We start from the raw sequence: 25,289 nt of genomic DNA on the forward strand, positions 1-25,289 counted from the left end.
TGACTTATTCGTGCTCGTGGCCTTCCGGACCGTGGACGTGGCCGTGGTCCAGCTCTTCCTGGGTGGCTTCACGCACTTCGGCGATGGTCACGTCGAAATGCAGGGTCTGGCCCGCCAGGGGGTGATTCCCGTCGATGACGACGCCGTCATCCTTGATGTCCATGACCGTGATGGTCAGCGGCTGGCCTTCCGGGGTCATGGCCTGGTACTGGGCACCAACCTGGACTTCGGTGCCCTCGAACATGTCGTTGGGGACGGTCTGAATCATGCTGTCGTCACGCTGGCCATAGGCTTCTTCCGGCTGCACGCTGACGTTGACGGATTCGCCCTGAGCCTTGCCCGCCAGGGCGTTTTCCAGGCCGGGGATAATATTGCTGGCGCCGTGCAGATAGGCCAGTCCGGGGCCACCCTGGGAAGAGTCCAGGACGTTGCCGGTGTCGTCTTTCAGGGTGTAGTCGATGGTGACGACCTTGTTTTCAGAGATTTGCATAGATATTCCTTGGAGTTCTGTTGATTGCTTGATGAGGTGCTGTCGTTCAAACACTGGCAGGCGTCAGGGGCCCGCGGCGCGGGAATGAAAGAAGACCGATTGCGTAAATAATGTGCGATCTTAGCACAGGATAAGCCGGATTTCAGGGGGGAGGGACTGCCCCGGGCAATGTTCGTAAACAGTGCGGGGGCCGGCGGATTGCACCGGAATATGGCGCCGCCAAAGGGCCGGGGGCCGGAACCGGCCGGCCACATACCGGGCATGAATCCGCAATGGTATTGGCCAACAACTCCCGACAACGGATAAACTGTCTGTCACCAAAACATGTTATACATGCAGCCTGAATTCACCCTAACAGCCCCATAGCCCGGAAATAGCGACATGCCAGTCAGGACAATCAGCACACAGCCCTATGCGGATCAAAAACCCGGCACATCGGGTCTGCGCAAGCGGGTCGCGCATTTTCAGCAGCCGCATTACCTGGAGAATTTCGTCCAGGCCATTTTTGACAGCCTGGAACCGGCGCGGCGCAGCACGCTGTTGCTGGGCGGCGACGGGCGATATTTCAATGCCGAGGCGATTCAGACGATTTTGCGCCTGGCGGTGGGAAACGGTTTTCGCCGGATACTGGTGGGCCAGCACGGCTATTTGTCGACCCCGGCCGCCTCGTTACTGATTCGTCGCTACCAGCTCGATGGCGGGATTATTCTTTCAGCCAGTCACAATCCGGGCGGGCCGGAGGGGGACTTTGGCGTCAAGTTCAATACGCACAGTGGCGGCCCCGCGCCGGAGAAAGTGACCGCCCGGATTCATCAGCTGGCCTCGAACCTGACGCAATACCGGATTGCCGAGATGGAGCCTGTGCCATTACAGGTGTGCCAGAGCTGGCAGGTGGACGACAGCCGTATCGAGGTCATCGATTCGGTGCAGGATTATGCCGATTTAATGCAACAGCTGTTTGATTTCGAGCTGATTCGTCAGCGTTTTGCCGACGGGCAATTGCGCATCGCCTATGATGCCATGCATGCCATCACCGGGCCCTATGCCCGGGAGATCTTTGTCAACCGGCTGGGCGCCGCACCGGAGTGCCTGTTAAACGCCGAACCGAAACCCGATTTTGGCGAGGCGCATCCGGATCCCAATCTGGCGCACGCCAGAGCGCTGCAGGCAATCATGAACCAGTCCAGTGGTGCGCCGGATCTGGGCGCGGCTTCCGACGGGGACGGCGATCGCAATATGATTCTCGGCCAGAGATTTTTTGTCACACCCAGTGACAGTCTCGCGATACTGGCGGCCAATGCGCAGCAGGTGCCCGGTTATCGTGAGGGAATTGTCGGTGTGGCCCGTTCCATGCCCACCAGTCGGGCAGTGGATCGGGTTGCCGCGCAGCTGGGCGTGGCCTGCTACGAGACGCCCACCGGCTGGAAATTTTTCGGTAACCTGCTGGATGACGGGCGCATCACTTTTTGCGGGGAAGAGAGCTTCGGTACCGGCTCCGCGCATATCCGTGAAAAAGACGGTCTGTGGGCGGTACTGTTCTGGTTGAATCTGCTGGCCGCGCGAGATGAATCCGTGGCGGAGATTGTCATGGCCCACTGGCAACAATACGGTCGTGACTATTACACCCGGCATGACTACGAAAATCTCGACAGCCGGATCGCCGAACAACTGGTCGCGGATTTACGGGCGCAGCTGAGCTCGTTACCGGGTCGGAATATTGACGGCTTTGTGATCACGGCCGCGGACGATTTCTGTTATAAAGACCCGGTAGACGGCAGTCTCAGCGAACACCAGGGTCTGCGTATTATTTTTGGCGAGCAGGCCCGGATTGTGGTCCGTCTGTCGGGCACCGGAACAGAAGGGGCCACCCTGCGGCTGTATGTTGAGCAGTACGAGCCGCCCGGGGGCGAGCTGATCGAGCCCACCGAGCGTTACTTGCAGCCGTTACTGGTAGTCAGTGAAAGTCTGTTGCCGATCTGTCACCAAACCGGTCGTGTCGGGCCGAATGTCATCACCTGATCTTCTATACTTGGCCGATGAGCCACCTTTGAGAAAAAGGTAAGGGAATTCTATGAGCGAAACAATATTCCAGCTGGAAGTGCGACCCAATATCCCTGAGAAGTTAAAGGGGCTGGAGGCACTGGCCAATGATCTGCTCTACAGCTGGGACCGCGATGTGCGCGGTTTGTTTTACCGGCTGGATGATGAGCTGTGGGAAAACTGCAACCACAATCCCAAGGTGTTTTTGCGCCGCATCGCCCAGGAAAAACTGGATGACGCGGAAAATGATCACCTGTTGATGGAAGAATATTCACGGGTCATGTCATCTTTTCGGACCTATCATGAAAAGGAAATCAGCTCGAATATTACCGAGTTTCTCGATCCCGATCAGGATCTGGTGGCCTATTTCTGCGCCGAGTTCGGCCTGCACGAAAGTTTTCCGATTTATTCGGGCGGCCTGGGCATTCTTGCCGGCGATCACTGTAAGGCGGCCAGTGACCTGGGTGTGCCCTTCGTCGGTGTCGGTTTGCTGTATCGGCAAGGTTACTTTACTCAGTATATCGACGGTAACGGTAACCAGTTATCCCAATACACGCCTACCGACTTTGATGAGCTCGTCGTTCAGCCGGTCTGCGATAATGACGGCCAGCCGTTTTATGTTCAGGTCGAAATCGAGGAGCGGCCGGTCAAGCTCAAGGTCTGGGAAGCGCGCGCCGGGCACATTCGCCTGTTCTTGCTGGACAGTGACCTGGAAGAGAATACCACTGAAGACCGCAGTATCACTTTTCAACTGTATGGCGGTGACAGTACAACCCGCATTCAGCAGGAAATCGTACTGGGGATTGGCGGAGTACGGGCCTTGCGGGCAATGGGTATTACGCCCACAGTCTGGCACATCAATGAAGGCCATGCTGCGTTTCAGATACCGGAGCGTTGTCGTGAATATGTGGAACAGGGCATGGATTTCAACAGCGCCCTGGAGCTGGTAGCCGCCGGTACGGTCTTTACCACCCATACACCGGTAGCGGCAGGGCATGACATGTTCCAGCCGGAACAGATGACCCGCTATTTCAAACATTATATCAAATCATTGAATATTGACCCGGCAGCATTTTATGCCCTGGGCGAGTCACCCAACAATCACGGCAGCTTCAACATGACCGCGCTGGCGTTGCGCGGCTCGCGTTATCACAATGGGGTAAGCCGGATTCATGGCTCGGAAGCCTCGGCCATGGAAGGCTATGTCTGGCCCCAGATCCCGCACGTCGAAAATCCGATTTCCTATGTTACCAACGGGGTGCATGTCCAGACTTTCCTGGCGCGTGAATGGGTCAACCTGTTCGATATGCGCTTTCGTGAATGGCGCAGTGAGTTGAATAAACCCGAGTACTGGGAATGTATCGACTCGATACCGGATCACCGCTACTGGAGCCTGCGCCAGGAACTCAAGGCGCAAATGCTCGAAGATGTCTATAAACGGACCCGTCGTCGCTTTCAGCGTGCCGGGTTCAGTGAGGCCCAGCTCAAACGGCTGAGCAGCTATACCAGCGAACCGGAGCAGAATGTCCTGGTGCTGGGCTTCGCCCGTCGTTTTGCCACCTACAAGCGGGCGACCTTGTTATTCTCCGATCTGCCACGCCTGGCCCGCTTGCTCAATAATCCCAAGCGGCCGGTGATGCTGGTATTTGCCGGCAAGGCCCATCCGCGCGATATTCCCGGCCAGGATCTGATTCGCAGGATTCATGAGTATTCCCTGCGTCCGGAGTTTATCGGCAAGATCATCATGCTCGAGGGCTATGATATGGCTATGGCGCGCAAGCTGGTCACCGGTGTGGATGTCTGGCTGAATACCCCCGAATATCCGCTGGAAGCCAGCGGAACTTCCGGACAGAAAGCCGCCATCAATGGCGTCATTAACCTGAGTGTGCTCGACGGCTGGTGGGGCGAAGGTTTTGACGGGGAAAACGGCTGGGCGATTCATCCCCACGCCCGGCATGATGACGCCGGTCTGCGTGATCAGGAAGAAGCGGCCGATCTGCTGGACATTCTGGAGAACGAGGTCATTCCGCTTTATTATGAGTATGGCAGCCAGGGCTATTCTTCGGGCTGGGTCAAACTGTCCAAAGCCTCCATGAAAAGTTGCCTGCCACGCTTCAATTCGCAACGGATGGTGATCGACTATGTTAAACATTTCTATGCCCCGGCTCGCGCGCATTATCAGCGCCTGGCTGCGAGCGATTGCGCTCCGGCGAAATCTCTGGCCGAATGGAAAAGCAAAATCCGGGCTAACTGGAAACACGTCACTATCCGGCGCGTCGATTCGATTCGTCAGCAGATAAAAAACGGAGAATCACTGCCGGTTGTGATTAATGCCAATCTCAATGGTCTGTCGGCGGAAGATGTGATCGTCGAATGTGTGGTGGGCTGTCGGGATGACAATGGCAAATTCACCCCGCATGAACAATACAGGTTCTCCCATGCCGGAATGGAAGGTGAAGAGCATATCTTTGAATTGAACCTCGAGCCGGAAAACCCGGGATTGAATCACTACAAACTACGAATGTATCCCTGGCACGAACTGCTCGGACATCCGTTCGAAATGGGGTCAATGATCTGGATTTAAGTAGTTCACTTATAGTGGTAGGCCGGACATAGCAACGCGGTGTCCGGCAATCGATGGTATTGCCCGATACCGCTTCGCTTTATCGGGCCTGCGACTGGATCTAAAAAGATCAACGCAGAGGCGCAAAGAAAGTAATAATTTTGAATTTTAAATGTTGAATTTTGAATGAGCTCCAATTCTGACACTCAAAATCTAAAATTCAACATTCAAAATTATATCTTTGCGTTCCTCTGCGTTATTCTCTTCTTCGCAGGTCATAATCGTCCGTACAACTGTAGCAAGTGGCGGAGTTTCCGGGTGAGATCGGTTGGTACCTGTTCCCAGTCGAAGCGCCATTGCCAGTTGCCTTCCATCGTTCCGGGTGTGTTCATGCGATGTTCGCTGGCCAGCCCCAGCAGATCCTGCATGGGAATCATTGCCAGGCAGCTGACCGAGGCGAGGGCGCTGCGGATCAGCGGCCAGGGCATTTTCCGGCCTGTTTCCAGTCCCAGGTAATCCCGTACATGATTTTGCGTTTTCGCGTCGAGTTGTTGATACCAGCCGAGCGTGGTGTCGTTGTCGTGGGTGCCGGTATAGACCAGTGAACGGAATTCATGTTGGTGGGGCAGGTAGCTGTTGTCGGGATCGCCATCGAAGGCGAATTGCAGAATCTTCATCCCCGGCAGTTCAAATTTTTCTCGCAGGGCGTGGACCTCCTCGGTGATCATCCCCAGGTCTTCAGCGACCAGTGGCAGATCGGGGAATGTCCTTTGCAGGGCGGCAAGCAATTTTGCGCCGGGCGCGTCGACCCAGTGCCCTTCGATCGCGGTTTCGGCTTCGGCGGGAATCGACCAGTAGGCCTGCAGGCCGCGAAAGTGATCAATGCGCACGATATCAAATAATTCTAACTGGGTTTGCAGGCGACGTTGCCACCATTGAAAGTCGTCCTGCTCCATGATTTTCCAGCGATAGAGCGGATTGCCCCAGCGCTGACCGGTGTCGGAAAAATAATCCGGTGGCACGCCGGCGACCTGTTGCGGATAACCCTGGCTGTCGAGGGTAAACAGTTCGCGTCGGGCCCAGACATCGGCGCTGTCATAGGAGACATAGATGGGCATGTCACCAAACAGTAAAACATTATGCTCGGCGGCATAGGCCTTCAGATCCTGCCATTGCTGAAAAAAGATAAACTGGCAAAACTGATGAAATTCGATGCGTTCTTTCAGGCTCTCGCGGGCCTCTTTCAGTGCCGCGGTGTCCCGATCCCGTAATGCCGTCGGCCAGTGGTGCCACGCAAGCTGCTCCTGTTGTTCACGCAAGGCCATAAACAGGCTGTAATCCTCCAGCCAGTCAGATTCGTTAGCGATAAACGCCTGCCAGGCAGATAACAGTGTTTTGTCTTTCTGGTGACTGAACTGTTTCCAGGCCTGTTCCAGTTGCTGTTGATGGGCCTGAAAATCCGTCACTGCCGGACGATCCGGTAACAGGTGACGATCCTGCAGCCAGTCCAGGCTGATCAGGGTCGGGTCGCCGGCGTGAGCCGAGAGGGCCAGATAAGGCGAACCGTCCTGGTGTGTGGGGCCCAGTGGCAGCATTTGCCACACACCGATCCCGCACTGTTGCAGCCATTCAATAAAGCGATAGGCATCATGGCAGATCTGCCCCCGGGGCAGCGGGCCGGGAAGCGAGGTTGGGTGTAGCAGGACACCGCCGCGTCGCTGGCGGTACAACGGATGCATTCAGTGGGTGTCCTGTCCGCGGCGCATGGTACCGCCGGCGGAGGGTTGGCCACCGCCGTGGGAAATCGGTTCGGCCAGCACATCCGGTGGTTCCAGCCCCAGTTGCATATACAGATTGGATAATTGCTGGCGATAGAGTTGGTCAAAATCGCGTACCGATTCGGCCGGGTTGTAATCGCCGAACCACCAGAACCAGTCGGAGCCTTCGCAAATGGCCAGCTGGGTGAGGATTGCCTCGCGCTGCTCAGGGCTGAATTCGTGTGATGCCAGCTGTTGGTCACAGGCGCGTTTGGCCTCCACCAGCAGATCCCAGGCGCGGTTTTTGCCGGGATCGCCAACCCAGGTGGAGAAGGTGCCGTAGACCCAGCTGCCGGCCACGATTCGATCCAGCGTGACCGTCTCGGGCTGTTGTGCCAGATAGGCGCTGTAGGTGGTCAGGTTGAGATCAGGGTGCTCCACCAGACCGGCATACAGCGCCTCTAAAAAGTAATAACCGTTCTTGGGATAAAATTCCCAGGCATTTTCGCCATCCAGAATAATGGAAACCACCGGATTGGACTGTTCCCGACAGGCCTCGGCGATATTCTCCAGATGATGAAGCAGATTGGCCACCGCATCATCGGCGTGCCAGGTGGCGTAATCAAAGCCGATCAGGTCCGATAATCCATCATCGCGGAAAAAACAGCAGGCCGTGGTGTCGGCATAACGGTAGCCGGTGTGAAGACAATCGCTGTCATGGTGGCTGGCGTTGAGGCTGTTACGCAGCACCGTATCGCCACTGGCCAGCCAGGTAAAGCCGTGCTCTCCAAGCAGGCGGACCGTCGCCTCGCTGATACTGCCTTCCGACGGCCAGCAGCCGGCGGGACGAAAGCCGAAGTGTTGTTCGAACACCGCCAGCCCTTTTTCGATATGCCAGACGACCCGATCTTCACCGCCGGGATAGTGATCCGCCAGCGGCAGGCTGGTTTCGGGCAAGGCCTCACGGGCCGAGTGAATATCCAGTAATAACGGCATGATGGGATGGGCATAGGGGGTGACCGACAACTCGATACGCCCCTGTTCGGCCAGCGCGCGATAGCGGCCAATCACGTTGTCACACAATTCGCCAATCAGGCGCAGCAGGGTATGGCGGTCATGCTGATTGAAATTGATGCCCTTGTCGATTAATGCCTGAATCTGGGGATTTTCCCTGCGCACGGTTTCGCCCAGCCAGGCCAGGTGAAACCAGGTCAACAGGTCGGTTAAAAAGCGATCATGCAGATAGATAATGGCATCGGGGTGTTCATCCAGCCAGCTGGCGAACTCGGCCAGTCGTTGATAGTTGGGATAGCGCTGAATCAGACGCGTTTCGTTGGCCCGCAGGCACTGTTTAATCAGGGCCAGACGCTGCTTGGGTTCGCCGGGCATCACCGGACGGGCCAGGGCATCGAGCAGGGGATCGTGGATTTCCGTGCCCTGTAAAAAAAACGCCTTTATTTGTTGCGCATAGTCGTCGATCTGTTCCAGCAGCGTCGGTGTGAAGTTGACAACGGCGCGCGCGGCCGGGTTGGCTTCCAGGTGCGCGGCCATGTCGACATAGTCCTTGATGGCATGCAGGTAGGTCCAGGGCAGGTGGTAGTCGCCACTGCGCCGATCCCGGTATTCGGGCTGATGCATATGCCAGTAAAGGACGACGTTCAGTGGTTTAGCGGACATGATGAATCTGCTGACCGAGCATTTCGGGGGTTACCAGTACCACCCCTTTGGGTGAAATGTAAAAGCGCCTGGCATCTTCCTGTGCATCAACGCCTATCTGGGTGCCATCCGGGATTTCACAGCCTTTTTCGATAATCGCGTGACGGATGGTGCAGTTCTGGCCGATATCGACCTCTGGCAGAATCAACGAGTCCTCCACCAGCGAATAGGATTCGATACAGACACTGGAAAACAGCAGTGAATGACGTACCGTGGCACCGGAGATGATACAGCCCCCCGAGACCATGGAATCAATTGCCTCGCCGCGCCGACCGTCTTCGTCAAAAATGAATTTGGCCGGGGGCAACTGTTCCTGGTAGGTCCAGATGGGCCAGTCCGAATCATACAGATTCAGCTCGGGAGTGATGCCGATCAGTTCCATGTTGGCTTCCCAGAAGGCATCCACGGTTCCCACATCGCGCCAGTAACCCTTGTTGCCGCTGACAGGATCCCGGAAGGTATAGGCATGAGCGCGATAATTATCGATCAGGCCGGGGATGACATCCTTGCCGAAATCGTGGCTGGACTGGTTGTCATCGGCGTCTTCCAGAAGACGGTCAATCAGAAAGTCCTTGTTAAAGACATAGATCCCCATGGAGCAGAGTGACAGGGTCGGGTCGTCGGGTAGCGTGGGGGGCTGTTCCGGTTTTTCCACAAACCGGCGGATACGATGCGATTCGTCGATATCCATGACCCCGAAGGCGGAGGCCTGTTCCGTCGGGACCTCGAGACAGCCGACGGTAATGTCCGCGTCCTGCTCTACATGAAAGGCGAGCATGGCGCCGTAGTCCATCTTGTAAACATGATCCCCGGCCAGTATCAGCACGTATTCGGGATTATGATTGCGGAGGATATCGATGTTCTGGTAAATGGCATCGGCGGTACCGGCGTACCAGGAGGTCTCGATGCGCTGCTGGGCGGGTAATAATTCGACAAATTCACCGAATTCCCCGCGCAACATGCCCCAGCCCTGCTGGATATGGACAATCAGGGAATGGGCCTTGTACTGGGTCAGTACCCCGATGCGCCGGATACCCGAATTGATACAGTTGGAGAGGGGGAAATCGATAATCCGGAATTTGCCGCCGAAGGGCACCGAGGGCTTGGCGCGCCACAGGGTCAACTGCTTGAGTCGGCTGCCGCGTCCCCCGGCCATGATCAGGGCCAGGGTGTCGCGCGTCAGGCGGCTGACAAAACGGGGCGAACGGCCATGACGCATAGTGATTTCCTTATTCAGTAGTTGAGTGCATTGGTTGTTTTTTGTGCCGGAGGTTCCGCAGGTCGATAGTGCCTGTAGCAACAGGCATGCCAGTCGCAAATTGCGCAAACCGGCGATGCGGACCCGGACCGCGAAAGGGACGTTGCCCTTTTGTCGCACGACACCACATTCGTGACACACTATCAAGCATAATCGTGAATCACCGGCTTGCAAAGCATCGTGGAGGTTATTTTGTGTGGACAGTCTGTGACTGTACAGTGTCATTTCAGCAGGAGGGGGTGACAAAAAGATGACAATCAAGGTACCGGTATTTCGCACGCCATTTTGCTCATTTCATGTTGCGCCCGAATCACTTATGATGTACTTGATGGTCTGGCTGCCCGCTTTACCCGGAAAAATCTGGAATTAATCTGATGCCTGATATGTCACAACCCCCTTTATCTGCCGGCAATACGCAGAATAAATCGGACCTGCAACGCTTGCTGGAGGCCCGGCACCATGATCCGTTCGCGGTTCTGGGGCGTCATGAGCACGGTGACGAGACATTTATCCGGGTATTGTTGCCCTATACCCGCGAAGTGACGCTGGAAGAGACCGGCGAGGCCTTCGAGCGGGTCGGTAACAGCGATATTTTCGAGTGGCGGGGCCAGGGTAAGGCTCTTCCGGCTCATTATCGTCTGCGGCGGATCGACAGTGATGGTGACGTTCATCAGCTGTATGACGCCTATGCCTTTGGTCCGACACTGGCCGACTATGATCTCAACCTGTTTTCCGCCGGCAAACATCTGCATGTGTATCGCATGCTTGGCGCCCATGCCTGCAATATCGACGGTATCGACGGCGTTCGTTTCGCCACCTGGGCACCCAATGCCGAACGGGTCAGCGTCATCGGCAACTTCAATCGCTGGGACGGCCGTTGTTATCCCATGCGTGCCCGTGGCAGCAGCGGGGTATGGGAGTTGTTCATTCCCGGCTTGCCCATGGGAGAGCTCTACAAGTACGAGATCCGCAATCGCGATACCGGCAAGGTGGTGCAAAAGTCCGACCCTTATGCCCGACGAAGCGAGTTGCGACCACGCACCGCCTCGGTTATCTTCGAAAGCGACTACACCTGGCAGGATGCGTCCTGGCTGTCACAGCGTCAGGCCGCAGACTGGCTGCACCAGCCAATGAGTATTTACGAGGTGCACCTGGGTTCCTGGCAACGGGATGAGCAGGGGGAGCCGCTCGATTATCGCGAACTGGCCCACCGACTGGTCGAGTATGTCGCTCAACTGGGTTTTACCCATATCGAGTTAATGCCCATCACCGAACACCCCTTCGATGATTCCTGGGGCTATCAGACCACCGGTTACTATGCCCCGACGGCGCGTTACGGCGATCCCGATGACTTCCGGTATTTTGTCGACTATTGTCATCAACACAATATCGGCGTGTTGCTCGACTGGGTCCCGGCCCATTTCCCACGCGACGAGTTCGCCCTGGCGTATTACGATGGCAGCGCCCTGTACGAACACGAGGATCCCCGGCGCGGCGCGCATCCTGACTGGGGTACGCTGATCTATAACTATGGGCGCAACGAAGTACGCAATTTTTTAATCAGCAGCGCCATTTTCTGGCTGCAGGAATACCATCTCGATGGCCTGCGCGTGGATGCGGTGGCCTCCATGTTGTATCTGGACTATTCGCGTGACAGCCAGGATGAGTGGTTGCCCAATATCCACGGCGGCAACGAAAACCTCGAGGCCCTGGAGTTTTTACGCGAGATGAATACCGTGACCCATCGCGAGGTTCCCGGCACGCTGATCATGGCCGAGGAGTCCACCGCCTGGCCGCAGGTCACCCGCCCGGTGGAGCTGGGGGGCCTGGGATTTTCCATGAAGTGGAACATGGGCTGGATGCATGACATTCTGGAATATTTTTCCCAGGATCCGGTTCACCGACGCTATCATCACGACAAGCTGACTTTTGGTCTGATCTATCTGTTTACCGAGAACTTCATTCTGCCGTTTTCCCATGATGAAGTGGTGCATGGAAAGTCGTCGCTGCTTTACAAAATGCCGGGTGATGAATGGCAAAAATTTGCCAATTTGCGGCTGCTGTATACCTTTATGTATACCTACCCGGGAAAGAAGCTGCTGTTCATGGGCTGCGAGTTCGGTCAGGGTCCCGAATGGAATGCCAAAACCCGGCTGGAGTGGTATGTCCTGGAGTATGCAGTACATCATGGCCTGCAACAGCTGGTGGGCGATCTGAACGGATTATACCGCCGTGAACCGGCACTGCATCAGTACGATTTTGACTACCAGGGTTTCGAGTGGATCGATTGCCACGATTCGGAGCAATCGATCATCAGCTTTCTGCGCAAAAGTGATGATCGCTTCGTGGTGGTGATTTTGAACTTTACCCCGGTGCCGCGTTATGACTACCGTATCGGTGTACCGCAGGCAGGACGTTATCGCGAGATTCATAACTCCGATTCGGCATTTTACGCCGGGAGTAATCTGGGCAATCAGGGCGAATTATACACCACCGGCACCAGCTGGATGGGGCGTCCCGATTCATTGTCACTCGCCTTGCCGCCACTGGGCGGGATCGTTCTCGAGTATCTGGCCGACACATGACGCCCCGACAGATTCTGTATTGCAGCAGCGAAGCCTATCCACTGATCAAAACCGGTGGGCTCGGTGATGTGGCCGGCAGTCTGCCGCGGGCGCTGCAACAGCTCGGCCATGAGGTGCGCCTGCTACTGCCGGCTTATCGTGATCTGGTGAACAATCTGCCGCAACGCCCCCGTCAGCGGGGGCAATGGCAGATTGACGGGCAACCGGTTACCCTGTGGCAGACCACTTTACCCGGTAGCCGGGTAAAAACCTGGCTGGTGGATTGCCCGGAATATTTCGATCGCCCGGGCAATCCCTATCACGATGCCGACGGCGAGCCCTGGCCCGATAATGCGCAACGCTTTGCTCTGTTTGACAAAGTGGCTGCTCTGCTCGCGAGCGATCAGCTGGGGTTGGAGTGGCAACCGGATATCGCTCACGGCAACGACTGGCAATGCGGTCTGCTGCCGGTCTATCTCAATGAATTCGACCGTCGTCCGGCCACGGTCTTCACCATTCATAACCTGGCCTATCAGGGGCTGTTCGATCGCGCCACGTTCGATCAACTGGGCCTGCCCGAATCCCTCTGGCATTTTTCCGCGCTGGAATACCACGACCAGCTGGCGTTCATCAAAGGCGGACTGGTGTATGCCGATCATCTCACCACCGTCAGCCCGACCTATGCGCGGGAGATCCAGACCCCGGCCTTCGGCCAGGGTATGGAAGGGCTACTGGCCCATCGCGCGGCGGATCTCAGTGGCATTCTCAATGGCATCGACACCCGCGTCTGGAACCCGGGGACGGACCGTCTGATTGTCAAACGCTACAATCGTCAGAACCTGTCAGACAAACAGATCAATAAACAGGCGCTTCAGGCACAGTTCGATTTGCCACAGGACAATGATCGACTGTTAATGGGGATGGTCACCCGGCTGGCGGAGCAAAAAGGGATCGATCTGGTTCTCGACAGTCTGCCCGATCTCGTCAAGCTGCCGGTGCAACTGGTCATCCTGGGCAGTGGCGACAAAGATTACGAACAACGCCTGCAACAGGCGGTCAGGCAGTATCCGCGGCAACTGGGCCTCACCCTGGGGTATGACGAGAGCCTGGCGCATCGCATTGAGGCGGGCGCCGATCTGTTTGTGATGCCCTCGCGTTTTGAACCCTGCGGTCTGAACCAGCTGTACAGCCAGCGCTACGGCACATTGCCGCTGGTCACCCCGGTCGGAGGATTGGCCGATACCGTTGTCGATACCCCTCTCGATACCACGGGCAAGACCCTGCAGGAGACCGGGGCCAGCGGTTTTGTCATGTCAGAGGTCAGTCAAATGGCACTGGAGGCCGCACTGCACAGAGCAGTGCAACTCTACGCCCGGCCCGCGCTGTGGCAACAGGTCCAGCGTGTTGCCATGGGCCGGGATTTTTCCTGGCAACGCAGTGCCGGGCGCTATGTGCAACTCTACGAACAGCTTTTGCAGCAACGCCCGGATACCCGTACCTGAGGCTGTTGTTTAATGCGCCGCTTTTTTTGCCGCGGCGAAACAGTCTGCCTGCCACAGACAGCCCTGCTGGTCACAGACACCCTCGATAGCCGTGGCAAAGCAGTCGAAGTTGCCTTCGGCCGACTGGATATGTCGCACCAGATCAACCTTGTTCTGGCGTGATGTTTTTAACCCATGCTGTTTGGCAAGCTGGCGGATCTCCTGCATTTGCATAATCTACCTCCCATGTAAGGGGTCGTGGACAAGTCTGGCGCCGGGTTATGACAGACCTATGGCAAACCCGGCAGGAGCTCATAAAGTATAGACCCAATTTACTCCCCCTGGAAAAAGAAAGGCACAGCCGGGATTGACTGTGCCAAAGGCGGAATGTATCCGCATCGAGGTCTACCCTGTTTCAGGCAGGAGGAGAAACCGGGTTATCGGTGCCAGGCTCTGCGATCGTCTCGATCCGATCGATTGCAGGACACGGGCTGAATGCAGGGGGAGCGGGTTCGTCGTCCGATTTCAGAAACAATTCGACAAATGTCGCGTAATTGAACTGGCTATTCATGGCGGTGCTCTCCGGTTGGCACAAGGGCTTTATCAGAATAGTTACAACAATCATGCCAGACATCGATTTCCCTGCAATCTTCGACTAACTCACTGTATAGCAGGGGGTTCCTGTCCTGCTGGGGGCTATTCCTGCCGGTTGGATATTACTGGTCTTGCACCAAAGCGGTACAGTGGGGTGTCATTTGCACTGAATCGGTTCCTGTAAGTGTTCGTGCACAGGCGGCGGGTTATTAGGGTTCATTGGATCAGGGCGTTTTTTCCTCCTCCTCTGACGACATGTTGGGCGGTTTCTTCGCCGGATTGTTCAGGCGCTGTAATGGACGCTGCAGCATCGGAATATGACCCGCGATCCAGGTAAAAGTGGTTCGGCTGCGCGGGGAGTATTTCATAAGTAACGGAATCCCAATCAGCAGCAGGGGGAGGCCGAGCGGTAACGGGGACCAAAGAACCAGTAACCCGCCCAGGGTCGAGGTACTGCCCAGTACGATCCAGAGCCATTTGAGCATGGTCGGTATCTTTACCTAATTTTACGGGCCGGGCGCTGGTCAGCAGTCTGCCAGGAAAACATGAACATTGTGTGACTCTCACCCACTTTCAGAGTGCCTGGTTTGCAATTCTGAACCGAATTGCAACCTTTTTTTGTAAGTAATTATCTCTGCCCGCTGTCGTCAGCGGCGAAAATGTTCTAATCTTGAAAAAACACAGAATTCCGCCATGCCGCCAGATGACCACACGGCCACTGAACCGGGAAGTTCGCCGCACAGAAAGGAATCCTCGCAACATCGAACCTTTGGTAACGCACGGGTTAGCCACGAGCAGTTCCGTTTAGCCTACGCGGCCGAACATGTCTATCTGGCGAGCCTGTTGCTGCACGCGCTGTTTCTTGTCCTGTTTTTCTGGTTGAACATACGCGAGCTTTATCTGTTCAATGTTTTCAGCCTGGCCGCCTTTTCCCTGGCGCTTTATCTCAATCGCAATGGCCGGCATAATCTGGCCCTGTGGCTGGCCTACCTCGAGGTCATGCTGCATGCCAGCCTGGCTATCTGGCTGCTGGGCTGGAACAGCGGTTTTTATTACTACATGATGGCGATTGGCCCGATGTTATTTATCAATCCCGGGCGGCCGCTACTGGAAAAACTTCTGCTGTCGGCCGTGCCGGTCATTTTACTGATAATGCTCTATAGCCAGTCTCTGCGGGGTTCCCCGCTGTATTATCTGAATCTGGATATTATTCATTTATTGCACCTCGGTAATCTGGTGGCTACCGTGGCACTGGTCGCTTACCTGGCGCATTATTATTCCAAGGGCGTTAACGATTCGGCGCGACAATTACAGAAATTGACAGAGGCCTATGAGCAACTGGCGACCTACGATTCGTTGACCCGGTTACTCAATCGTCATGCCATGACCCAGGCGATCGAGGACGAAGTCAGTCGGTTTCGGCGCGATGACAAGCCGTTTGTCCTGGCACTGGGTGATATCGATGACTTCAAGCAGATCAACGATCGTTTCGGTCATCACGCCGGGGATGTCCTGTTGAAGGAAATCGCTTCCCGCATGCAGCAACGGTTACGGCGACACGATGTCATCAGCCGCTGGGGCGGGGAGGAGTTCTTGATCCTGTTGGCGGATGTCTCCCTGACAGAAGCAGAATCCGTTTTAAATGAATTGCGAAAATATCTGGCTGAACCGGTGCGGATCAAAAACCTCGACCACAGGGTGACGATTACCTTTGGCGCCGCCCAGTACAGTGACGAGCGGGGCATCGATCAAACCATCCAGGCGGCGGATCGGGCCATGTATCGCGGTAAAACCGCGGGCAAGAACCGGGTTATCCTGGACCGTTGCGAACCGGAATAATTTGCCGAATTCATGGACCTCGGTGATTGGAAATTCACAACGGCGATTCAGGTTCCCACAACCCGGGTGACGAGATAGCCGGTATAACCCAGGAACACCGCCAGCAGGATGGCGCCCTCGACCCGGTTGATCCGCCCCGGCCGGCGAAACCCGTAACCCAGCACAAACAGGGAGAAGGTCAGGGCGCCCATCACCAGCATGTCGCGGGTCAACACCTCGGGGGGCACTGCCATGGGCTGGATAATACCGGCCAGGCCGACCACGGCCAGGGTGTTGAACAGATTGGAGCCGAGTATATTGCCCAGTGCCAGATCGTGTTCCCCCTTGCGAATGGCCGCCAGTGACGAGGCCAGCTCCGGCAGGGAGGTGCCGATGGCCACGACCGTCAGGCCGATGATCAGATCGCTGACCCCGAACCCCTGGGCAATACTGACCGCCCCCCAGACCAGCGCGCGCGAGCTGATAATTAACAGCAGCAGACCGATTCCCAGCCACCACAGGGCGCGGCCCAGCGGCATGGCATGGCTGTCCAGCTCGGCCTCCATCTCACCGGCCAGTGCGTCTGTGCGTCCGCGCATGCCTTCCCGGATCGACCAGCCGATCAGGGCCATAAAGACCAGTAACAGACCCGCGGCATCGATTCGTTCCAGGCTGCCATCGCGTAATTGCCATGCGGCCAGCAGGGTCACCAGGGCCAGCACCGGCAGCTCCTTGCGCAGGATTTGCGAGTGTACGGCGATCGGACTGAGCAGGGCGGTCAGCCCCAGAATCAGCGCGATATTGGTGATATTGGAACCATAGGCGTTGCCCAGCGCCAGGCCCGGGTTGCCCTGCCAGGCGGCCAGAACGGACACCACCATCTCGGGCGCGGAGGTGCCGAAACCGACGACCACCATGCCGATCAGCAATGGCGGCATACCCAGATGGCGGGCGGCGACCGCCGAACCCTCCACAAACCGATCCGCGCTCCAGATCAAAAGCGCCAGACTGAGGATGACGATCAGCAGGGTCAGAGCCATGATATTCTCCAATTAATGATACAGTCAGTTGTGTCCGGAAGGTTATCCCGGCGAATAACCTGTTATTGGGCCGGCTTCAGCATGGGGAGGAGTTTCTCCCAGATATTTTGCATGATGCGGGGCTGGGCTTTGACGTTCGGATGAATGCCATCGCTTTGCATCAGCGCCGGATTGTCGGCGACCTGATCCAGGATTTTCGGAACCAGGGGAATAGCATAGCGGCGCGCAAGCGCCTGGTACACCGCCGCGAAGCGGGCATTATACGCCGCCCCGTAGTTGGGGGGCAGGCGGACACCGGCCAGCAGGACCCGGGCATGGTATTGCTGGCTGCGCTCGATAATGCTCGCCAGGCTGGATTCGATTTCAGTCAAGGCGAGACCGCGCAGACCGTCGTTGCCGCCCAGGGCAACGATGACAATCGCCGGTTGATGTGAGCGCAGGGCCGGTTCGAGTCGACTGAGTGCGGTACGCGTGGTGTCACCGCTAACACTGGCATTGATCACGTGATAACCATAACCTTTTTCTGTCAGTTGCTGTTGCAACAGGCTGACCCAGCCCTGATCCCGATCGATGCCGTATGCGCCACTGAGACTGTCACCCAAGACCAGAATATTTGCCTGTGTTTCATCCGTGGCGGACACGGTATGGTTAATGCTGATAACCAGCCCCAGCAGGATCGGTATAACTTGTCGATAAAAGGTTTTTAGCATGAACAAAGTCAGTTCCCGTTTTTTTGTCGAAGCCCGTCATCTGGGCAAACAGGTCAATACCCGCGACGGCGTCCTGACCCTGTTGCATGATATCAATTTTGGTGTCGAGGCGGGGATGTCACTGGCGATTCTCGGTGCCTCGGGTTCGGGCAAGACCACCTTGCTGGGTTTGCTGGCGGGGCTGGATCTGCCAACCGAGGGTGAGGTGATTCTGGATGGTTACGGATTGAATGCCTTCGACGAAGATGGTCGCGCGCAATTACGTGCCGAACGGGTAGGCTTTGTGTTCCAGAATTTTCAGCTGTTGCCGGGACTGACCGCCGTGGAGAACGTGATGCTGCCACTGGAACTGGCCCGTGCCGCGCGGCCACGCCAGATGGCCGAACAGGTCCTGAACCGGGTCGGCCTGGGACAACGCTGCCATCATTATCCCAACCAGTTATCCGGTGGCGAGCAACAACGTTGTGCCATTGCCCGCGCCTTTGCCACACAGCCGCGAGTCCTGTTTGCCGATGAGCCCACCGGTAATCTGGATAGCGAGACCGGCAGACGCATCATTGAATTGCTGTTTGAGCTCAATGCCGAACAGGACACGACCCTGGTTATGGCAACCCACGATTCCCATTTGTCACAGTTGTGTCAACAGCGGCTGTATCTGGATGCCGGGCATTTGATTGAACCGCAGCCCGGTGTCCGTTATGGCTGAGCGCCATTTGCATAATCTCGCCTTTCTCTGGATAAATTCCTGGCGCATGTTATGGCGTGACTGGCGCGCCAACGAGCTGGGCATTCTGGCATTGGGGCTGGTGATTGCCGTGACCAGTATCACGGCCGTGGGATTTTTTACGGACCGGATTGAACGCGGCCTGCAGGAACAGTCCGCCGAACTGATGGGAGCCGATCTGGTTGTCAAATCCCGAAATGCGTCAGTGCTTCAGCATGCCGATGCCATACAGGAACTCCCTTTGCAGGTGGCGACGACCACGCAGTTTCGCAGTGTTGTGCTCGGCGAGGCACAGCCCCATCTGGTCGAGGTCAAGGCCGTCTCAAACGGTTACCCCCTGCGTGGCACATTGCGTGTCAGCGAGTCCCCTTTTGCCGAGGATACGCCGACCGACAACATTCCCGAAACCGGGACGATCTGGGTCGATGCCCGCTTGTTGTATTTACTGGATGCCGAGATCGGTCAGACCGTCAGCCTGGGGGAGAAAGCGTTTACGCTGCGCAGGGTACTGCGCTATGAACCGGATCGGGCCGGTGATCTGTTCTCGATGGCGCCCCGTGTTTTAATGAATCAGGCCGATCTGGCGGCAACCGGCTTGCTGGGGCAGGGATCGCGCGTGACCTACCGGGTTCTGATCGCCGGTGCCCGGGAAACTGTCGAGTCCTATCGCGCGACGCTCAAGGACCAATTACAACCGGGCGAACAGATTCAGAGTGTTGAGGAAGGGCGGCCCGAACTGAATACCGCGTTGGAGCGGGCGCGACAGTTTCTCGGCCTGGCGGCGCTGATCAGTGTTTTGCTCGCCGGAGTGGCGATCGCCACGGTCGCTTACCGTTTTACGCGGCGTCATCTGGATACCAGTGCCATGTTGCGCTGTCTGGGTACCACGCAGACGATTATTATCCGCCTGTTTACACTGGAAATGCTGTGGCTTGCCCTGCTTGCCAGTACCGCTGGTTGCCTGCTCGGCCTGGTTACGCAACAGGTTATTGCCCAGTTACTGGATCAGCTGTTGCTGGTTCGCCTTCCGGCGCCTTCCGCCAGGCCACTGTTGCTCGGTTATGCCACCGGCATCGTGCTGTTACTCGGCTTCGCGTTACCGCCTTTGCTTGCGCTGCGTCGCGTGCCACCCCTGCGTGTCTTGCGCAAGGATATTGCCACGCCGCCGGTCAGCAACGGCCTGTTGTATCTGGCCGTGCTGGGTTGCATGGCATTGCTGCTTTACTGGCAAATCGGAAACGTTCGACTGGTTTCGCTGGTGCTGGCCGGGATGCTGGGAACACTGGCGTTACTGGCTGTCGTGGCTTACGGCATGATTCGGTTGTTGAACCGGATGCGTACCCGGGTCGGTATGGCATGGCGGTTTGGGCTGTCCAATATTGCGCGGCGTTCGATGACCAGCATGATACAGGTTGTCGCCATTGGTCTCGGCCTTATGGTATTACTGCTGCTATCCACGGTGCGATCGGATCTGTTGGCGGACTGGCAAAACAGTCTGCCGCCGGATGCCCCGAATCATTTTGTGATCAACGTGCAACCGGATCAGGTAGAGGAGATGCGTCAATTTTTCTCGCAGCTGGGAGTGGAAAATACCCGGCTGTATCCCATGGTGCGTGCGCGCCTGGTCGAAATTAACGCTGAGCCGGTGCGTGCTACCGATTATGAAGAGGATCGCGCCCGACGCATGGTTACCCGGGAATTCAATCTCTCCTGGGCCGAGGTCATGCAACGGGACAACACGCTGGTCGAGGGCAGGTGGTGGACGCAAGCAGATCACGGCAAACCCCTGTTGTCGCTGGAAGCCGGCCTGGCAGAAACCCTGGGGCTTGGGGTCGGTGATGTGGTCAGTTTCAATATCAACGGCACAGTCACGGATTTCACCGTGCATAATCTGCGCACGGTGGAATGGGACAGTTTCAATATCAACTTCTTTACAGTAGTGCCGCCCGGGGTGCTGGAACAGTGGCCGGCAAACTGGCTGACCAGCGTCTATCTGGATAGTGAACAGCGCCGGCATCTGGCGGATCTGGTCAGTACCTTTCCGAATGTCACCCTGATTGATGTGGAGACGCTGATGCAGCGCGTGCGTCAGATCATGGATCGCGTCTCACTGGCGGTGGAGTTTATATTTCTGTTTACGATCCTGGCCGGTCTGGCCGTGTTGTACGCGGCCATTCAGGCCAATCAGGATGAGCGCCGTTTTGAAAATGCAGTGCTGCGAACGCTGGGCGCAAAAAAACAGACCCTGTTGCTCGGACTGGTTGCCGAGTTTGTCCTGCTGGGTTCCCTGGCCGGCCTGCTGGCGGGATTGTCCGCCACATCGCTCGCCTGGTTACTGGCCGAGCACCTGTTCGAATTCGACTATGAGTTTGCTCCGGGCGTGATACTGCTGGGTCTGGTCAGCGGGATCGTGATAGTAACGATTGCCGGCCTGCTGGGTACGCGGCGGGTATTGACGCATCCCCCGATGGAAACCCTGCGCGAGGGCGCCGGTTGAATGCCTTGTGCATTGCCCCCGAATTGCCGAACCGGAACAGGCCTTACTTTCAAGCCGAGGTCTCCCCTGTGTCGCATAATGGGGTATGTCTGTCTAAATAAACGTTCCCCATACCCGATCTCGCTCCTGTAGGGTGGAACAAGCGAAGCGGTTCCACCTGAACCCTGGCAATGTTCCAAATTCGTGCACGACTTATACTCTGGTTGATTCTGTAGGTCACGCTGGCGGCGTTAGCCTGCGTGACATCTCTGCCGCTATGCAGAGTGTCAGGTAGCGCTGCGCGCAACCTGTATCTACGCCTCTGCGTACCTTCCAGGAAAGTTATTATTTATACCACCTGCCCGGCGACCCAGCCGGAAGACCAGGCCCACTGAAAATTGTACCCCCCCAGCCAGCCGGTAACATCGACAACCTCACCGATAAAATAGAGCCCGGGGACAAGCCGGGATTCCATGGTTCGGGAAGAGAGCGCGTCGCAATCGACACCGCCCAGCGTCACCTCGGCCGTTCGGTAACCTTCGGTACCGCCGGGCGTCAGCTGCCAGTGCTGTAGCTGTTCGCCGATGGTTTGAAATTGACGGCGCGAGAGATGCTGTAACGGGGAATCGAGCAGGGCCGGTTCGAACAGCGCCGCGACCAGTCGTCTGGGCAGTAACTGGCCCAGCACGGTTTTCAGTTTGCTTTGTGGTTGTCGGCGTTGCCGCTCGGTCAGGTACGCAATCAAATCCTGATCCGGTAACAGGTCAATGGTGATCGGCTCGCCGGCTTGCCAGTAACTGGAGATTTGCAAAATGGCCGGTCCGCTCAGACCACGATGGGTGAACAGGATATTCTCACGAAACGCGGTATGGCGGAAACTGACCAGACTGTCCACCGAGACTCCGGTCAGATCGGCGAAGCGTGCCTTGTCCTGCGGTTGCAGGGTGAAGGGTACCAGCGCGGCACGGGTCGGCTGGAGCGGATGGCCGAATTGTTCCGCGATCCGATAGCCAAACGGGCTGGCGCACATCTTCGGGATCGACAGACCGCCGCTGGCGATGACCAGCGAAGCGCCCTGGTAATGCCCCCGGCTGGTGGTCAGCTCGAATTGCGTGTCCGGTTTTTCCACGCGCTCGATCATGCAGTCAAGTTGAATCTCGACACGGTACTGGCGGCATTCCTCCAGCAGCAGGTTGAGAATATCTTTGGCACTGTGATCGCAGAACAGCTGGCCATGCGCTTTTTCATGCCAGGGGATGCCGTGTTTGTCGACCAGAGCGATGAAATCCCACTGGGTGTAGCGACTCAGTGCCGATTTGCAAAAATGGGGATTATGCGAGAGATAGTTCTCGGCGCCGATCTGGTAATTGGTGAAATTACACCGCCCGCCACCGGACATGAGGATCTTCTTGCCCGGTTTGTTGGCATGATCCAGCACGATCACCCTGCGCCCGCGCTTGCCCGCTTCGATAGCGCACATCAGGCCCGCGGCGCTGGCGCCGATGATGATAACGTCTGTTTGCATGATTGATCGGTCAAAGAGGGTGGCTGCGCAGTGCTCATGTTACCGGGAGAGGGACTTTCGGGTATAGTCGCCGCTATGGATATTTTGACCCAGGGGTTGCTGGGCGGCGTACTGGCCCAGGCCGTGGCCCGCCCGCAGGAGAAAAAGACCGCCACGCTGGCCGGCCTGTTTGCCGGACTGCTGGCGGATCTGGATATCCTGATCCGTTCGGCGGACGATCCGCTGCTGGCGATCGAATACCACCGCCACTTTACCCATTCGCTGGTGTTTATTCCCTTTGGCGCGGCGATTGCCTGTCTGATCCTCTGGCCGTGGCTACGTCGTCATTTACCCGCCGGGCGACTCTATCTCTTCTGTCTGGCCGGGTTCAGTCTGAGCGGCGTGCTGGATGCGTTGACCAGTTACGGCACCCTGTTGTTCTGGCCGTTTTTTGAGCAACGCGTGGCGCTGAACCTTATCGCGATCATCGATCCCCTCTTTACCGCGATCCTGCTGGCGGGGCTGTTGCTGGGGCTCGGCTTGCCGGCGCGGCGCATGGCGCTGGGGGCACTGCTGCTATGTGCCGGCTATCTGGGTTTTGCGGGGATACAACAGCAGCGTGCGCAGGCGCTCATGGCCGAGGTGGTTGCCGAACGTTCGCATACACCGTCGCAACACGTGGTCAAACCCACCCTGGGGAATTTGCTATTATGGCGCTCGGTCTATGTCCATGCCGGGCGGATCCAGGTGGATGCGGTGCGGGTTGGCCTGCTGGCCGATAACCGTGTCTATCCCGGTGACTCGGTGCCCCGTTTTGATCGGCACAGCGACTTGCCCGGGCTGGATCCGGACTCAACCTTGTTCGGGGATATTCGGCGGTTTGAACGTTTCTCCCGGGGCTTCGTGGCCTTCGACCCGGAACAGCCGGCTGTCCTGGGGGATATGCGTTACAGCATGTTACCGGCCGGCGTGCGGCCGTTATGGGGGATTGTGATCGACCCGGCCCGGCCACAACAGCACGCGGATTACCGGTTTTTTCGCGACAGTCGTCCCGAGGTGCGCGAGACATTTGTGAACATGCTATTAGGGCGCTGTGGCAAGGTTGATTGTTTGCAGGTACCCTGACTATAGTCGAATAACAGAAAGCTGGCCGGGCAAGGCTTGCCCGGCAGGCGGAGAACGATATGGCAAAATCCGATAGCAGTAAACTGGATCAGGTCGTGGCCGACGCCCGGCGCGCCAGCGAACAGCGCGAGCAGGGTTATCGCGAGCAGGCGCTGAAAATGTACCCGCATGTTTGCGGCCGTTGCGGTCGCGAGTTCAGCGGCAAAAACCTGCGCGAGCTGACAGTCCATCACCGCGACCACAATCATGACAATAACCCGCCCGATGGCAGCAACTGGGAGTTGTTGTGCCTGTATTGCCACGATAATGAACATCAGCGGCAGCTGGAGGCGCAACAGGGCACCGGCTCCGGTTCGAGTAACAAGACTGCCGGTGCCACATACAATCCCTTCGCCGATCTCAAGTCCTTGCTGGACGATAAAAAGTGAGTGGCGGGTTTCGGCCCCGTGCCTTTGACCTGACACGTTTCCTGTGACGCCCTGGAAGCTGCTCGACAGCGCCACCGTGCCCGGTGATGGCGGCGAGTTGCAGCTGTATCAGCGCGGCGATGAATTCTCGATCAAGCTTGCCGGTCGCGGTGAGCTGATGAGCAGCCGGGTCCACGGCTCCGAAGAGGCGCTGGCCGAACAGACCTGTTCCCGCCTGGGGACGACCCACCCCCGTTTACTCATTGGTGGTCTGGGCATGGGTTTTACCCTGGCCGCGGCACTGGCCCATTGCGGCGAGCAGGCCGCGATCACGGTGGCCGAGCTGGTGCCGGCGGTGGTGGCCTGGAATCGCGGGCCGCTGGGTGTCTGTGCCGGCTACCCCTTGCAGGATCCCCGGGTCAGCGTGCAGGAAGGGGATGTGGCGCAACAGATAACGCGTGGCGAGCAGTATTATGACGCGATCGTGCTGGACGTGGATAACGGCCCGGAAGGACTGACCCATAAAAAGAATAACTGGCTGTATGGCATGGATGGCCTGAATGCGATGTACGGCGCATTACGCCCGGGCGGGGTGCTGGCGGTCTGGTCGGCCGGCGCAGCGCCGGAGTTTTCGCAGCGACTGCAAAAAGTTGGCTTCGAGGTTGAGGAAGTGACCGTGCGCGCCCATGGAAAGAAGGGCGCGCGGCACATCCTCTGGTTTGCCCGACGTCTTGGCTTGAACAAGACGACTCCATAGTATCCGTCCAATAATCTGACATTGCTTCGTCAGGGTCTAGCTTCCTCGCAATGACGTACACTATTTTCGGTCATTGCGAGCAAAGCGAAGCAATCTCCCGATGCTGATCGCCGAGTCCTCACTAAAATGTTCGCCCTCCGGGCGGGCTGAATCTTGAAAGCGGGCTTTCGCGCCCGCGCGGCGAGTGACTTTTTGAAGCGGCAAAAAGTCACCAAAAACCGCGCCCGAAAGACGCCGCCGGTATAGCAATTTATAAATTGCTATA

The 25,289-nt window shown here is 57.2% G+C and carries 20 protein-coding genes; 10 read left to right on the top strand and 10 right to left on the bottom strand.

What is annotated here, in order from left to right; translation table 11 throughout:
* Positions 1-4: 4 nt before the first annotated feature.
* Positions 5-490: a peptidylprolyl isomerase gene (locus U5K34_RS11225; protein WP_322568484.1), complete on the bottom strand. Its 486-nt coding sequence runs from the start codon at positions 488-490 to the stop codon at positions 5-7.
* Between the two features lie 381 nt (positions 491-871).
* On the opposite strand from U5K34_RS11225, the gene U5K34_RS11230 reads away from it, so the two are divergent.
* Positions 872-2,509 carry an alpha-D-glucose phosphate-specific phosphoglucomutase gene (locus U5K34_RS11230; RefSeq protein WP_322568485.1) on the top strand — a complete coding sequence of 546 codons (1,638 nt, stop codon included), beginning with the start codon at positions 872-874 and terminating at the stop codon, positions 2,507-2,509.
* 52 nt (positions 2,510-2,561) lie between these two features.
* The gene (glgP, locus tag U5K34_RS11235) at positions 2,562-5,114 is read left to right on the top strand and encodes an alpha-glucan family phosphorylase (protein ID WP_322568486.1); all 2,553 of its coding nucleotides are present in this window, start codon (positions 2,562-2,564) and stop codon (positions 5,112-5,114) included.
* 254 nt (positions 5,115-5,368) lie between these two features.
* Here glgP and malQ read toward each other — a convergent pair whose 3' ends face one another.
* From malQ to glgC, 3 genes are read right to left on the bottom strand one after another with little or no spacing between them, the layout of a single operon-like run.
* The gene (gene malQ / locus U5K34_RS11240; protein WP_322568487.1) at positions 5,369-6,832 is read right to left on the bottom strand and encodes a 4-alpha-glucanotransferase; all 1,464 of its coding nucleotides are present in this window, start codon (positions 6,830-6,832) and stop codon (positions 5,369-5,371) included.
* Positions 6,833-8,527, bottom strand: coding sequence for a glycoside hydrolase family 57 protein (locus U5K34_RS11245; RefSeq protein ID WP_322568488.1), 1,695 nt, complete (start codon positions 8,525-8,527; stop codon positions 6,833-6,835).
* On the bottom strand, positions 8,517-9,785 hold the full coding sequence (gene glgC / locus U5K34_RS11250) for a glucose-1-phosphate adenylyltransferase (RefSeq protein WP_322568489.1): 1,269 nt from the start codon (positions 9,783-9,785) through the stop codon (positions 8,517-8,519). Before glgC ends, U5K34_RS11245 begins: the two co-directional genes overlap by 11 nt.
* A gap of 422 nt (positions 9,786-10,207) precedes the next feature.
* On the opposite strand from glgC, the gene glgB reads away from it, so the two are divergent.
* A complete protein-coding gene (gene glgB, locus U5K34_RS11255; protein ID WP_322568490.1) occupies positions 10,208-12,409 on the top strand; it encodes a 1,4-alpha-glucan branching protein GlgB in 2,202 nt (733 codons plus the stop codon).
* Positions 12,406-13,890 carry a glycogen synthase GlgA gene (gene glgA / locus U5K34_RS11260; RefSeq protein ID WP_322568491.1) on the top strand — a complete coding sequence of 495 codons (1,485 nt, stop codon included), beginning with the start codon at positions 12,406-12,408 and terminating at the stop codon, positions 13,888-13,890. The genes glgB and glgA overlap by 4 nt, the downstream gene beginning before the upstream one ends.
* A gap of 9 nt (positions 13,891-13,899) precedes the next feature.
* Here glgA and U5K34_RS11265 read toward each other — a convergent pair whose 3' ends face one another.
* The 3 genes from U5K34_RS11265 to U5K34_RS11275 all read right to left on the bottom strand — a co-directional run bounded on the left by U5K34_RS11265 (position 13,900) and on the right by U5K34_RS11275 (position 14,948).
* Positions 13,900-14,103 carry a hypothetical protein gene (locus tag U5K34_RS11265; RefSeq protein ID WP_322568492.1) on the bottom strand — a complete coding sequence of 68 codons (204 nt, stop codon included), beginning with the start codon at positions 14,101-14,103 and terminating at the stop codon, positions 13,900-13,902.
* Between the two features lie 181 nt (positions 14,104-14,284).
* Complete coding sequence (locus U5K34_RS11270) at positions 14,285-14,440, bottom strand: hypothetical protein (protein WP_322568493.1); 156 nt, start codon at positions 14,438-14,440, stop codon at positions 14,285-14,287.
* A gap of 247 nt (positions 14,441-14,687) precedes the next feature.
* Positions 14,688-14,948: a hypothetical protein gene (locus U5K34_RS11275; protein ID WP_322568494.1), complete on the bottom strand. Its 261-nt coding sequence runs from the start codon at positions 14,946-14,948 to the stop codon at positions 14,688-14,690.
* Between the two features lie 208 nt (positions 14,949-15,156).
* Between U5K34_RS11275 and U5K34_RS11280 the strand changes: the two genes are divergently transcribed.
* Entirely contained in the window at positions 15,157-16,302 is a 1,146-nt protein-coding gene (locus U5K34_RS11280; protein WP_322568495.1) for a GGDEF domain-containing protein, read from the top strand.
* Between the two features lie 47 nt (positions 16,303-16,349).
* On the opposite strand, the gene U5K34_RS11285 is transcribed toward U5K34_RS11280, so the two are convergent.
* Together U5K34_RS11285 and U5K34_RS11290 are read right to left on the bottom strand one after the other, a co-directional pair.
* Positions 16,350-17,321 (bottom strand): calcium/sodium antiporter, encoded by a 972-nt coding sequence (locus U5K34_RS11285; RefSeq protein WP_322568496.1) that lies wholly within the window; start codon positions 17,319-17,321, stop codon positions 16,350-16,352.
* A 62-nt stretch (positions 17,322-17,383) separates the two neighbouring features.
* Positions 17,384-18,031 carry an arylesterase gene (locus U5K34_RS11290; protein WP_322568497.1) on the bottom strand — a complete coding sequence of 216 codons (648 nt, stop codon included), beginning with the start codon at positions 18,029-18,031 and terminating at the stop codon, positions 17,384-17,386.
* Between U5K34_RS11290 and U5K34_RS11295 the strand changes: the two genes are divergently transcribed.
* Both U5K34_RS11295 and U5K34_RS11300 read left to right on the top strand, forming a co-directional pair.
* Positions 18,030-18,737, top strand: a complete 708-nt coding sequence (locus tag U5K34_RS11295) for an ABC transporter ATP-binding protein (protein ID WP_322568498.1) — start codon at positions 18,030-18,032, stop codon at positions 18,735-18,737. The genes U5K34_RS11290 and U5K34_RS11295 overlap by 2 nt on opposite strands.
* Positions 18,730-21,252, top strand: a complete 2,523-nt coding sequence (locus U5K34_RS11300; RefSeq protein ID WP_322568499.1) for an ABC transporter permease — start codon at positions 18,730-18,732, stop codon at positions 21,250-21,252. The genes U5K34_RS11295 and U5K34_RS11300 overlap by 8 nt, the downstream gene beginning before the upstream one ends.
* A gap of 328 nt (positions 21,253-21,580) precedes the next feature.
* Here U5K34_RS11300 and U5K34_RS11305 read toward each other — a convergent pair whose 3' ends face one another.
* Positions 21,581-22,759: an NAD(P)/FAD-dependent oxidoreductase gene (locus tag U5K34_RS11305; RefSeq protein ID WP_416224091.1), complete on the bottom strand. Its 1,179-nt coding sequence runs from the start codon at positions 22,757-22,759 to the stop codon at positions 21,581-21,583.
* 72 nt (positions 22,760-22,831) lie between these two features.
* Between U5K34_RS11305 and U5K34_RS11310 the strand changes: the two genes are divergently transcribed.
* Genes U5K34_RS11310 through U5K34_RS11320 form a run of 3 tightly spaced genes read left to right on the top strand, consistent with a single transcriptional unit; the run spans position 22,832 to position 25,024 of the window.
* A complete protein-coding gene (locus tag U5K34_RS11310; protein WP_322568501.1) occupies positions 22,832-23,860 on the top strand; it encodes a metal-dependent hydrolase in 1,029 nt (342 codons plus the stop codon).
* Positions 23,861-23,919: 59 nt separating this feature from the next.
* Positions 23,920-24,288 (top strand): YajD family HNH nuclease, encoded by a 369-nt coding sequence (locus U5K34_RS11315; RefSeq protein WP_322568502.1) that lies wholly within the window; start codon positions 23,920-23,922, stop codon positions 24,286-24,288.
* Positions 24,289-24,331: 43 nt separating this feature from the next.
* Positions 24,332-25,024, top strand: a complete 693-nt coding sequence (locus U5K34_RS11320; RefSeq protein ID WP_322568503.1) for an MnmC family methyltransferase — start codon at positions 24,332-24,334, stop codon at positions 25,022-25,024.
* Positions 25,025-25,289 lie beyond the last annotated feature (265 nt).

This window comes from Thiohalophilus sp. (genome assembly GCF_034521165.1).
In the GTDB taxonomy this organism is placed as follows: Bacteria; Pseudomonadota; Gammaproteobacteria; order UBA6429; family Thiohalophilaceae; genus Thiohalophilus.

What these genes read in the sequence shown, in the direction of transcription:
- U5K34_RS11225 (WP_322568484.1), bottom strand. Translation starts at nt 490, where the DNA reads ATGCAAATCTCTGAAAACAAGGTCGTCACCATCGACTACACCCTGAAA.
- U5K34_RS11230 (WP_322568485.1), top strand. Translation starts at nt 872, where the DNA reads ATGCCAGTCAGGACAATCAGCACACAGCCCTATGCGGATCAAAAACCC.
- glgP (WP_322568486.1), top strand. Translation starts at nt 2,562, where the DNA reads ATGAGCGAAACAATATTCCAGCTGGAAGTGCGACCCAATATCCCTGAG.
- malQ (WP_322568487.1), bottom strand. Translation starts at nt 6,832, where the DNA reads ATGCATCCGTTGTACCGCCAGCGACGCGGCGGTGTCCTGCTACACCCA.
- U5K34_RS11245 (WP_322568488.1), bottom strand. Translation starts at nt 8,527, where the DNA reads ATGTCCGCTAAACCACTGAACGTCGTCCTTTACTGGCATATGCATCAG.
- glgC (WP_322568489.1), bottom strand. Translation starts at nt 9,785, where the DNA reads ATGCGTCATGGCCGTTCGCCCCGTTTTGTCAGCCGCCTGACGCGCGAC.
- glgB (WP_322568490.1), top strand. Translation starts at nt 10,208, where the DNA reads ATGTCACAACCCCCTTTATCTGCCGGCAATACGCAGAATAAATCGGAC.
- glgA (WP_322568491.1), top strand. Translation starts at nt 12,406, where the DNA reads ATGACGCCCCGACAGATTCTGTATTGCAGCAGCGAAGCCTATCCACTG.
- U5K34_RS11265 (WP_322568492.1), bottom strand. Translation starts at nt 14,103, where the DNA reads ATGCAAATGCAGGAGATCCGCCAGCTTGCCAAACAGCATGGGTTAAAA.
- U5K34_RS11270 (WP_322568493.1), bottom strand. Translation starts at nt 14,440, where the DNA reads ATGAATAGCCAGTTCAATTACGCGACATTTGTCGAATTGTTTCTGAAA.
- U5K34_RS11275 (WP_322568494.1), bottom strand. Translation starts at nt 14,948, where the DNA reads ATGCTCAAATGGCTCTGGATCGTACTGGGCAGTACCTCGACCCTGGGC.
- U5K34_RS11280 (WP_322568495.1), top strand. Translation starts at nt 15,157, where the DNA reads ATGCCGCCAGATGACCACACGGCCACTGAACCGGGAAGTTCGCCGCAC.
- U5K34_RS11285 (WP_322568496.1), bottom strand. Translation starts at nt 17,321, where the DNA reads ATGGCTCTGACCCTGCTGATCGTCATCCTCAGTCTGGCGCTTTTGATC.
- U5K34_RS11295 (WP_322568498.1), top strand. Translation starts at nt 18,030, where the DNA reads ATGAACAAAGTCAGTTCCCGTTTTTTTGTCGAAGCCCGTCATCTGGGC.
- U5K34_RS11290 (WP_322568497.1), bottom strand. Translation starts at nt 18,031, where the DNA reads ATGCTAAAAACCTTTTATCGACAAGTTATACCGATCCTGCTGGGGCTG.
- U5K34_RS11300 (WP_322568499.1), top strand. Translation starts at nt 18,730, where the DNA reads ATGGCTGAGCGCCATTTGCATAATCTCGCCTTTCTCTGGATAAATTCC.
- U5K34_RS11310 (WP_322568501.1), top strand. Translation starts at nt 22,832, where the DNA reads ATGGATATTTTGACCCAGGGGTTGCTGGGCGGCGTACTGGCCCAGGCC.
- U5K34_RS11315 (WP_322568502.1), top strand. Translation starts at nt 23,920, where the DNA reads ATGGCAAAATCCGATAGCAGTAAACTGGATCAGGTCGTGGCCGACGCC.